Annotated in this window: 9 protein-coding genes; 3 read left to right on the top strand and 6 right to left on the bottom strand. The window is 70.2% G+C overall.

The genetic code is table 11. From position 1 onward, the window contains the following. Positions 1-1,389: DHA2 family efflux MFS transporter permease subunit (locus tag E3T33_RS14740; protein ID WP_134575689.1), on the bottom strand; the 1,389-nt coding region annotated here is incomplete at its 3' end. Positions 1,390-1,476: 87 nt separating this feature from the next. Between E3T33_RS14740 and E3T33_RS14735 the strand changes: the two genes are divergently transcribed. From E3T33_RS14735 to E3T33_RS14725, 3 genes are all read left to right on the top strand, one after another. Next, on the top strand, positions 1,477-2,400 hold the full coding sequence (locus E3T33_RS14735) for a phosphoribosylaminoimidazolesuccinocarboxamide synthase (protein ID WP_092321515.1): 924 nt from the start codon (positions 1,477-1,479) through the stop codon (positions 2,398-2,400). A 93-nt stretch (positions 2,401-2,493) separates the two neighbouring features. Continuing rightward, positions 2,494-2,871: a VOC family protein gene (locus E3T33_RS14730; RefSeq protein ID WP_092321514.1), complete on the top strand. Its 378-nt coding sequence runs from the start codon at positions 2,494-2,496 to the stop codon at positions 2,869-2,871. 124 nt (positions 2,872-2,995) lie between these two features. Further along, a complete protein-coding gene (locus E3T33_RS14725) occupies positions 2,996-3,823 on the top strand; it encodes a VOC family protein (protein WP_092321513.1) in 828 nt (275 codons plus the stop codon). Positions 3,824-4,038: 215 nt separating this feature from the next. Here the strand turns inward: E3T33_RS14725 and E3T33_RS14720 are convergent, their stop codons facing one another. From E3T33_RS14720 to E3T33_RS14700, 5 genes are read right to left on the bottom strand one after another with little or no spacing between them, the layout of a single operon-like run. Beyond that, complete coding sequence (locus E3T33_RS14720) at positions 4,039-5,253, bottom strand: family 1 glycosylhydrolase (protein WP_092321512.1); 1,215 nt, start codon at positions 5,251-5,253, stop codon at positions 4,039-4,041. Between the two features lie 11 nt (positions 5,254-5,264). Continuing rightward, a complete protein-coding gene (locus E3T33_RS14715) occupies positions 5,265-6,185 on the bottom strand; it encodes an alpha/beta hydrolase (protein ID WP_134575687.1) in 921 nt (306 codons plus the stop codon). Next, a complete protein-coding gene (locus E3T33_RS14710) occupies positions 6,182-7,963 on the bottom strand; it encodes an ABC transporter ATP-binding protein (RefSeq protein ID WP_134575685.1) in 1,782 nt (593 codons plus the stop codon). Before E3T33_RS14710 ends, E3T33_RS14715 begins: the two co-directional genes overlap by 4 nt. Further along, the gene (locus E3T33_RS14705; protein ID WP_134575683.1) at positions 7,960-8,892 is read right to left on the bottom strand and encodes an ABC transporter permease; all 933 of its coding nucleotides are present in this window, start codon (positions 8,890-8,892) and stop codon (positions 7,960-7,962) included. The genes E3T33_RS14710 and E3T33_RS14705 overlap by 4 nt, the downstream gene beginning before the upstream one ends. Further along, on the bottom strand, positions 8,889-9,869 hold the full coding sequence (locus E3T33_RS14700; protein ID WP_092321508.1) for an ABC transporter permease: 981 nt from the start codon (positions 9,867-9,869) through the stop codon (positions 8,889-8,891). Before E3T33_RS14700 ends, E3T33_RS14705 begins: the two co-directional genes overlap by 4 nt. Positions 9,870-9,947 lie beyond the last annotated feature (78 nt).

Below are 9,947 nucleotides of genomic sequence, written 5' to 3'. Positions count from 1 at the left end.
CGGCAGGAACAACGCCTGGCCCATGGCCGCGCTGAACCCGGCCTGCAGCGCCTCCGGGAGGCCTCCGGCTCCGGCCGTGCCGCCCTGCGCCGCCGCGCCAGCACCCGCGGGCAGCTCGGCCGAGAGGCGCGCCTGCATGATGGCCGCGATGCCGGCGCTGCCGAGCACGGCGCCCACCTGGCGGGTCGTGTTGTAGACGCCGGATCCGGCACCCGCGTCCCGGGGCGGCAGGTTGCGCGTCGCGGTGGTCGCCAGCGGCGCCCAAATGCCCGCGCTCGCGAACCCGAGCAGGGACAGCGGCAGGAGGAGGTGCCAGATCGGGACATCCTCGGTCAGGATCGAACCGAGCCAGAACAGCGAGCCGGACAGGAAGACCAGGCCGACGAGCGCAATGTACTTGGGGTTCATCCGGTCAACGAGCTTGCCGACGACAGGGGCGAGTGCGCCGGTGATCACGGCCATCGGAACGAAGAGCAGGGCCGACTGGGTGGGGGTGAGCCCGCGCACCGTCTGCGCGTAGATCATCAGCGGGATCGCCATCCCGGTGAAGGCGAAGCCCACCGTGGTGATGGCGAGGTTGGAGAGCGAGAAGTTGCGTTCGGCGAACAGGCCGAGCGGAAGCAGCGGTTCGCCCTTCTGCACCGCCTGCCAGATCACGAAGCCGGCCAGCACGAAGATGCCCGCGAAGATGAGTCCGAGCACGGTGAACGGGCCGGAGATGAGGCCCCAGTCGTAGCGCGGGCCCTCCTGGATTCCGAAGACGATGAGGAACATGCCGACGGCGCTGAGCACGACGCCGAGCAGGTCGAAGCGGTGCTGGTGGGTGGTGAGGGTCGGCACGAGCCGCCAGGCCAGGATGAACGCGACCACGCCGACAGGAGCGTTGATGAAGAAGATCCACTCCCAGCCGGCCGCGTCGACGAGCACGCCGCCGAGGATCGGCCCGGCGAGCGTGGCGACGCCGGCGACGGCGCCCCACAGGCCCATGGCCTGGCCGCGGCGATCCGGCGGGAAGATGCGCGTGATCACGGCCATGGTCTGCGGCGTCATCAGCGCCGCGCCGAGCCCCTGCACCACGCGGGCCACGATGAGCATGGTGATGTCCCCGGAGAGGCCGCACCAGACGGATGCCGCGGTGAAGATCACGAGGCCGCCCAGGTACATGTTCTTCGGGCCGAACCGGTCGCCGAGCCGGCCGGTGATCAGCAGCGGCACCGCGTAAGCGAGCAGGTAGGCGCTCGTCACCCAGATCACCGCGTTGATGTCCGCGTCCAGCCCGGTCATGATCGCCGGGGTGGCGACGGACACGATGGTGCTGTCGACGAGGATCATGAAGAATCCGATGACGAGCGCCCAGAGCGCCGGCCACGGTTTCGTGACGTTTTCCATGTGCTCGGGTCCTTGCTGGAGAGAGTGGGATCGAGGTCTCGCTGACCAACTTCAGTAGCGTACGCGCAGTTGCGAGAGAATGGAGCCGTGACCGCATCCAGCCAGCCGACCGCATCCGCCGCCCTCGACCTTCCGGGCTGGCGGCACGCCTACTCGGGCAAGGTACGCGACCTCTACGTTCCGGACGGAGCGCCGGACCTCGCGGCCGCCGAACGCGTGCTCGTCGTGGCCAGCGACCGGGTGAGCGCGTTCGACCACGTGCTCGAGCCGGGCATCCCGGGCAAGGGCGAGCTGCTCACGACCCTCAGCCTCTGGTGGTTCGACCGGCTGACGGGGGTACCGAACCACCTGCTGCCCGAGCACACCCTGTCCGGGAGCCTGATCCCGGCCGCCGTCGCCGGCCGCGCCATGCTCTGCAAGACCCTCGACATGTATCCGGTCGAATGCGTCGTGCGCGGCTACCTCACCGGCTCCGGCTGGAAGGAATACCAGGCCTCGCAGACGGTGTGCGGCATCCCGCTGCCGGCCGGCCTGCACGACGGCGACCGCCTGCCGGAGCCCATCTACACGCCGGCCTGGAAGGCTCCGCTGGGCGCGCACGACGAGAATATCTCCTTCGAGCGCACGGTCGAGCTGGTCGGGGCGGATGCCGCGGCCGAGCTGCGCGCCCTCTCGCTCGAGATCTTCGGCCGGGCATCCGCGATCGCGGAGGATGCCGGCCTGATCCTCGCCGACACGAAGTTCGAGTTCGGCGCCGACCGGGAGACCGGGCTGACCCGGCTCGCCGACGAGGTGCTCACGAGCGACTCGAGCCGCTACTGGGATGCCGCGGCGTGGCGCTCCGGCCGGACGCCGGCCGAGCGCATGGCCAGCTTCGACAAGCAGATCGTGCGCGACTGGCTCGCCGCACACTGGGACCAGTCCGGAGAGCCGCCGCTGCTGCCGGCCGAGATCGTGGAGCAGACCGCTTCCCGCTACCGGGAGCTGCTGGAGCGGCTGACCGGGGCGTAGCGCCGGCCCCTCGCCGTTTCCGCTGGGTGCCGGACCCCGGCGGCGCGGATGCTCGGATGCGCTCCGGGCGGGGGGCCGGGTAGCCTGCTGCTCATGCGAATCAAGATGTGCAGCATCCATGTCGACGACCCGGCGGCGGCCTTCGAGTTCTACACGCGCACCCTCGGCTTCGAGGAGCTGGTCGTGATGCCCGACTACCTGCTGTACGTGGTGAAGTCGCCCGACGACCCTGACGGGGTCGGCCTGCTCCTCGAGCCGAGCGACAACCCGGTCGCGAAGGCGTACCAGCAGGGTGTGCACGCCCTCGGGCTGCCGGCGATCGTCTTCGGCACCCCCGACGTGCGGGCCGAACACGAGCGGCTGCGCGCCCTCGGCGTGCGTTTCACCGCCGAGCCGACGACGGATCCGGCCGGCACCACGGCGGTCTTCGACGACGGATGCGGCAACCTGATCCAGCTCCACCAGGACTAGCCCGAGTACCGGGCGGGGCGGGGCGGGGAATAGGGCAGGCCCGCGGAATACGGCGGGGGCGGCATCCGTTACTGGTGTCGTGACTACTCGATCTGCAAACGACCTGCTGGCCGCCGACACAGGGATGGGCGCGGTGACCCTGCGCGTCGGCAACCTCGACGCGATGATCGCCTACTACCGCGACGCCGTCACCCTCGAGCTGCAGAGCCACGACGGCCCGGTCGCCGTGCTCGGCCGTGGGACCACGCCGATCGTGATCCTGCAGCACGCACCCGAGCTGGCCGCGCCGGAGCCTCGCTCGGCCGGACTGTTCCACACGGCCATCCTGTTCGACACCCAGGCGCAGCTCGCCGCGGCGGTCTACTCGGTCGGCACGAGGCATCCGGGCAGCTTCACCGGCAGCGCGGACCACCTGGTCAGCCAGGCCTTCTACTTCACCGACCCCGAGGGCAACGGCATCGAGCTCTACTGGGACCGCGACCGGTCCGCCTGGAGCTGGACCCACGGACAGGTCGAGATGGACACCCTCCACCTCGACCCGAACGCGTTCATCTCGGAGCACCTCACCGAGGAGGGACAGGCCCACCCGTCGTTCGGCAACGCCATCGTCGGGCACGTGCACCTGTCCGTCGGCGATGTCGGAAGCGCCCGGGCGTTCTACGTGGACAAGCTCGGCTTCGAGGCCACCGCCACGTTGGGCCCGTCCGCGCTGTTCGTGTCGGCCGGCGGCTACCACCACCACATGGCGATGAACACCTGGAACAGCGCGGGCTCGGGCAAGCGGCGCCTGGCGCTCGGCCTCGGCGAGGTCGACATCATCGTGCCCACCGGCGACGACCTCGGCGCGCTCGGCGAACGGATGTCCCACTTCCGCGTGCAGACCCGCCACGACGGTCAGACCCTCAGCTTCGACGACCCCTGGGCGAACCAGATCACCGTCCGCACGGCGTAGGCGCGAGTCGCCCCGCGCCGAGTTGGCCCGTTCCGGTCGAGTTTGATCGGCACACCAGGCAAACTCGACCGCAAGTGGCAAGGTCGGCGCACCGATGCCGCGGCGTCGCGTCGTTCCCAGGCCGCCGAGAGTCGCCGTTTACGCCGAGGTGACCCGGTAGAACAGCGACACTCGGCGTAAACGGCGACTTTGGGCGAACGCGGGGCGGGGCGCGGCTAGGCGGCGGGGACCGCGACCGGCGCCTCAACGGGCACGTCGGGCAGCGCGTTGGCCTTCGCGACCTCGCCGAGCCAGGCGAGGCTCGGCTTGGGGGTGCGCACGAACGTCTCCCGGTCGACCGCGATGAGCCCGAACGTCGGGCGGAATCCGCTCGCCCACTCGTAGTTGTCCAGGGCGCTCCAGTGCAGGTAGCCGAGCACGTCGATGCCGTCGTCCATGGCCGCCTTCAGCCCGCGCAGGGCGCCGTCGGCGTAGGCGATCCGGCGGGTGTCGTCGGCCGTGGCGATGCCGTTCTCGGTGACCATGACCGGCACGTGCCCGCTCAGCTCCCAGGCAGCGCGCACGCCGAGTTCGAGCGCCGGCGGGAAGAACTCCCAGCCGGTCAGCGTGGTCTCGACGTCGCCCCGAACCGGGATGGGGCCGTCCGGGCCGATGAACGTGCGCGTGTACGCCTGCACGCCGATGAAGTCGTCGCCGCGGGCGTTCTCGAGGTACCAGTCGTCGCTCGGGTAGGCGTATTCGCGCAGCTTCTCGTCCGCGCCGGGCTCGCCCGTGGAGTGGAAGGCCTGGGTGGCGACGGTCCAGCCGGACTTGAGCCCGCTGACCGAGGACAGCACCTCGCGCGAGCGTTTGTGCGACTCGAGCAGGGCATCCGCCACCTGCAGGTCGGGCCGCGGCAGGCCGAACGCGACCAGGTTCGCGGCGGTCTCCCCGCCGGCGAGCATGGCCGCGATGTTCGGCTCGTTGATCGTGCAGACGTAGTCGACGCCCTCGGCGACGATCGGCAGCGCGGCCTCGGTGAAGCGGGCGAACAGGTCGGGCGCGTCGGGGTTGCGCCAGAAGCCGCGCGCGAACATCCACTGCGGCACGGTGAAGTGCATCAGGGTCACGACGGGGTTCAGGCCGAACTCGTGGGCGGTGTCGACCATGCGCCGGTAGTGGTCGATCTCGGCGCGGGAGACTTCGCCGGGCGCCGGCTCGATCCGGCTCCACTCGATGCTGAAGCGGTAGGAGTTCAGGCCGGCATCCGCGAGCAGCTTCATGTCCTCGCGGTAGCGGTGGTAGCTGTCCATCGCGTCGCCGCTGGGCTCGACGATCTGCGTGCCGGCGGCGTGCTCCTTGACCCACCAGTCGTTGTTGACGTTGTTGCCCTCGACCTGGTGCGCGGCGGTCGCGGCGCCCCAGAGGAATCCGTCGGGAAAGTTCTGCATGGTGCTCCTTGTCATCTGGGCTGCCCGGGTTCCGGGCGTGCCCTGCTGTCGGTGGGGTCGGGCGCTGCGGGCGCCTGGCGCCCCCAGAAGTCGTGGAGCACGGCGGCGGTCGCGCCGGGGTTCTCGCGCTGCGGCGAGTGTGCGGCTCCGGGGATGACCAGGTAGGGCGCGTCCAGCCGGGCGGCCATGGCGCGTTGCCAGTCCTGCGGCCAGGCGGCGTCGTCGACGCCGTGGGCGACCAGCACCGGGAGCGCGGTTGCCGCCAGGTCGACGGTCGTGTCGGTCTCGTCGGCGAGAATGCGGATGGCGCCGAGGAGGTTCTCGTCGCTGGTGCGCGCCAGGCGCAGCCGCCTGAACGCCTGGTCGGCGGTGAGCTCCTCGTCGGGCCGGCCGACGAGGAGCGGGTTGTCCCGGTCCCACCAGGCGGCCGATCCTTTCGCCCGCACCAGGGCCGCGTTCTTCGCGTTGCGTCGCGGCCAGCCGTGCGGGCCGGAGCAGAGCAGCGTGATGTCGGCGAAGAGTGCCGGCGAGGCGATCGCGGCGGCGCGCGCCACGATTCCGCCGAAGCTGTGCCCGACGAGGTGCACCGGCCGGCCCTGGCCCACCTGACGCGCGACGGCGAGCAGGTCACCGGCGTACGCGTCCAGGCTGTACTCGTCGACGCCGACCGGGGCGACGGAGTCCGCCTGCCCGCGCTGGCTGTACGCCCAGGCCTCCCAGCCCTCGGCCGCGACGAGCGGCAGGAAATCGAGGAAGTCCTCCTTCGACCCGGTGAAGCCGGGCACGAAGAGCACCACGCCCCGAGGGGCGCCGACCGGCCGCGCGTGCAGCGCGGTCAGGAGCCCGACCGGAAGGGACAGCGCCACGACCTCCACACCGCTCGGCACGGGCATCCGCCCGAAGGGGTCGGTCGGGGCGTACTCGGGCGTCATGCCGAGCCGCCTGGGGTTCTCCGGCCGGGGTTGGGGATCGCGTCGAGCAACCGGACCGTGTAGTCGTGCTGGGGGTTCTGCAGCACGGATGCCGTATTGCCGGATTCGACGACCGCGCCCTTGTTGAGCACCATGATCTGGTCGGTGACCAGCCGCGCGCTCAGCAGGTCGTGGGTGATGTAGAGCATGCTCACGCCCCAGGTTTCGCGCAGGCCCTCGAGCAGGGCGAGCAGTCCGGCGCGCAAGGACACGTCGAGCATCGACACGGGCTCGTCGGCGATGATCACCTGCGGGTCGCTGGCGAGCGCCCTGGCGATCACGACGCGCTGGCGCTGGCCGCCGGAGAGCTGGTGCGGCAAACGGGCCGCGAACTGTTCGACCGGGGTCAGGCCGACGGTTTCGAGCAGTTCGAGCACGCGGCGCCTGGCGTCGCGGCCGCGCAGCCCCGAGTAGTTCACGACCGGTCGGGTGAGCGTGTACTCGACGGTGTGCAGCGGGTTCAGCGCCGCGTACGGGTCCTGGAACACCATCTGCACCTCGCGGTGCAGGCTCTTGAGCCCCCGGCGCTTGACCTTGTCGATCTGGAGGTCGCCGAAGGTGATGGTGCCAGAGGTCGGATGCTCGATCCCGGTGATCATCTTCGCGATCGTGCTCTTGCCGCTGCCGCTCGCTCCGACGAGCGCCATCGACGCTCCCGGTTCGAGGGTGAACGACACGTCGTCGACGGCCAGCACCGGCTGGTCGGCGCGGCTCGGCCGCGGGTACAGCTTGGAGACGCCGGACACGACGATCGCCTGGTGCGCGGCGCGGCCCTCCCGGGTGCGCGCGGGCGCGTGGGTTGGTGCAGGAGTCGGGGCAAGCTCGATGGTCTCGACCGGCTCGACCGGCTCGACCGACTCGACCGACTCGACCACCGGGGCGAGTGTCTCGACAGGCTCGACCACCGAGGCGCGGAGCGAGCCGCGCGACGCGAGCCCCGGCACCTCGACGACCTCCGCGCGCGGGTCGCCGTAGTGGCTGAGCAGCATTCGGGTGTACTCGTGCTGCGGAGCGTTCAGGATGTCCGCCGAGGACGCATCCTCGACGATCTGGCCCTCGTGCATGACCATGACCCGCTCGGTGACCTCGAGCACGATGCCGAGGTCGTGGCTGATCAGCACGGCGGTGAAGCCCATGGACTTCTGCAGCTCGCGAATGGTGTCCATCACGGCGTGCTGCACGAGCACGTCGAGGGCCGTGGTCGGCTCATCGAACACCATCAGCCGCGGTTCGAGCGAGAGCGCCAGCGCGATCGAGACGCGCTGCCGCATCCCGCCGGAGAGCTCCCCCGGGAACCGGTCGAGCACGCTGCCCGGCAGCTCCACCTTGCCGGCGAGCTCCTGCGCACGGGCCTCGCGGTCGCGTTTGGCAACGTGGCCGTGCGCCTCGAAGATGTCGAAGAAGTGGTTCCGGATGCTGCGCACGGGGTTCAGCGCGTTCATCCCGGACTGCAGCACCATGGCGAAGCCGCCCTGGCGCTGCACGCGCACGGCTTTGGGGTCCATCTCGGCGATGTCGACGCCGTCGAAGAGGATGCTGCCGCCGCCGATCATCGCCGGCGGCTTGGACAGCCGGGTCAGCGCGAAGCCGAGGGTGGACTTGCCGGAACCGGACTCGCCGACGAGGCCGACGAACTCGCCCGGCTGCAGGTCGAAGGAGACGTCCTTGACCGCGTAGACGCGTTCGGCGCCCTTCGACGCGTAGACGACGGACAGGTCACGAACGCTCATGAGGCTCATCGTGAGGCTCCTTCCCGGAGGCGCGGATTGCTCAGCCCGTCGACGCCGAAGTTGATCAGGCTCAGCGAGGTGGCGAGCAGGGAGATGCAGAGGCCGGGGGCGAAGAGCACGATCCACTGGCCGGTCAGCAGGGCGTTGCTGTTCTGCGCCCAGAAGAGCATGGTGCCCCAGCTGACGATGGTCGTGTCGCCGAGGCCGAGGAACTCCAGCCCGGCCTCGGCGAGGATCGCGGCGGTCGCCGCGGCGAAGAAGTTCGTCACGATCAGCGAGGTCATGTTCGGCAGGATCTCCCGGAACACGACCCGGCCGGGGCTCTCGCCGCTGAACACGGCGGCGGTGACGAAGTCCCGCGAGCGCAGCGACTGCGTCTGCGACCGGAGCACCCGGGCGCCGGACGCCCAGCCGGTGATCACGACAACGAGGATGATCATCCCGATGCCGCCGTTCTGCAGGTACGCGGCGATCACGATCATCAGCGGCAGCGCCGGGATCACGAGGAAGAGGTTGACCACGAAGTTGATCACGTCTCCGGCGACCGTGCGGATGTAGCCCCAGCTCAGGCCGACCAGCACGGCGATGAGCGTGGCGAAGATCCCGGCGGCGAAACCGACGAAGACGGAGACCCGCGCGCCCCAGATGATCTGGGACAGGACATCCTGCCCGGCGGCGGTCGTGCCCAGCCAGTGGGCCGCGCTCATGTCTTCGCTGCGGCCGAAGCTGTTGTCGGTGGCGCTGTACGGCGCGATCAGCGGGGAGAAGACGGCCAGGGCGATGAAAGCGCCGAGGAGCACGACGCCGATGCGCGCCTTGGGGACGCTCCAGATCGTCGCGATGGCCCGCCAGACGACGCGAAGCGGATTGGCCGGACCGTCGATCTCGGCCGGGACGCCCCGGTTCGGCAGCGCGGTGGACGTGTTCGTGGATGTCATCGCCGTGTCCTCGGGTCCAGGATGCCGTACAGGATGTCGACAATGAAGTTGGCCAGCAGCACGCTGATCGTGATGATCAGGAACAGAGCCTGCATGAGTGGGTAGTCCTGGTTGGTCACCGCCGTGTAGAGCAGGTAACCGACGCCCGGGTAGGCGAAGACCCGCTCGACGAGCAGCGAACCGCCGACGACGGCGCCGAGCGCGAGCCCGAAGGACGTGAGGTTCGGCAGAATGGCGTTCCGGGCCGCGTAGCGCAGCGCGACGGTGCGCGGGCGCAGGCCGTTCGCCTCGGCGAAGGTGACATAGTCCTCGCCGAGCGTGTTGATCATGGTGCTGCGCATCCCGAGGATCCAGCCGCCGAGGGAGGTGATCAGGATCGTCGTGGCCGGCAGGATCGCGTGGTACAGCGCGTCGCCCACGAAGGCGAGCGAGAACTCGGGCGTCGCCGATCGGCTGAAAGCGCCGGAGGTGGGGAACCACCCGCCGACGTAGCCGAGGAAGAAGACCAGCAGCAGTGCGGTCCAGAAGTACGGGAAGGCGCTGGCGAAGGTGCCGCCGACGGTGGGCAGCGTGTCGAGCCAGGTGCCCCGCTTCCAGGCGGCGAGCACGCCCAGCAGCGTGCCGAAGATGAAGGCGATGATCGTGACGAGCCCGACCAGGATGATGGTCCACGGCAGGGCGGCGGTGACGAGTCCGGCGACGCTCTGCGGGAAGAAGGTATAGGAGACGCCGAAGTCGAAGCGGGCGACACTGCCCAGGTAACTCAGGTACTGCTCCCACATGCTGCCGGTCGGCACGCCCAGCTGGGCCTCGACGGCGGCCTTGGTGGCGGGGCTGACCGGGCCGTTCTGCGCGAGCTTGGCGAGCGCGGCGTCGGCGGGCGACCCGGGCATGAGCCTGGGGAGCAGGAAGTTCAGCGTGATCGCTGCCCACAGCGTGAGCGCGAGCAGCCCGACCTTGTTGAGCACAAAGCGCACGGCGATCTCCTTTCGTTCTGGAGTCTGGCGGTGAGGCCGGTGAATCGAGGAAACGGGAGGCCGGCAGCGCGGGCGGGA

Origin of the sequence: Cryobacterium sp. TMT1-2-1 (assembly GCF_004403955.1) — a bacterium.
GTDB lineage: Bacteria > Actinomycetota > Actinomycetes > Actinomycetales > Microbacteriaceae > Cryobacterium > Cryobacterium psychrotolerans.
This window is presented reverse-complemented; position numbering and strand designations above follow the sequence as displayed.

Coding starts and splice junctions, on each gene's coding strand:
- E3T33_RS14730 (WP_092321514.1), top strand. CDS start 2,494: ATGCGAATCAAGATGTGCAGCATCCATGTCGACGACCCGGCGGCGGCC.
- E3T33_RS14725 (WP_092321513.1), top strand. CDS start 2,996: ATGGGCGCGGTGACCCTGCGCGTCGGCAACCTCGACGCGATGATCGCC.
- E3T33_RS14720 (WP_092321512.1), bottom strand. CDS start 5,253: ATGCAGAACTTTCCCGACGGATTCCTCTGGGGCGCCGCGACCGCCGCG.
- E3T33_RS14715 (WP_134575687.1), bottom strand. CDS start 6,185: ATGACGCCCGAGTACGCCCCGACCGACCCCTTCGGGCGGATGCCCGTG.
- E3T33_RS14710 (WP_134575685.1), bottom strand. CDS start 7,963: ATGAGCCTCATGAGCGTTCGTGACCTGTCCGTCGTCTACGCGTCGAAG.
- E3T33_RS14705 (WP_134575683.1), bottom strand. CDS start 8,892: ATGACATCCACGAACACGTCCACCGCGCTGCCGAACCGGGGCGTCCCG.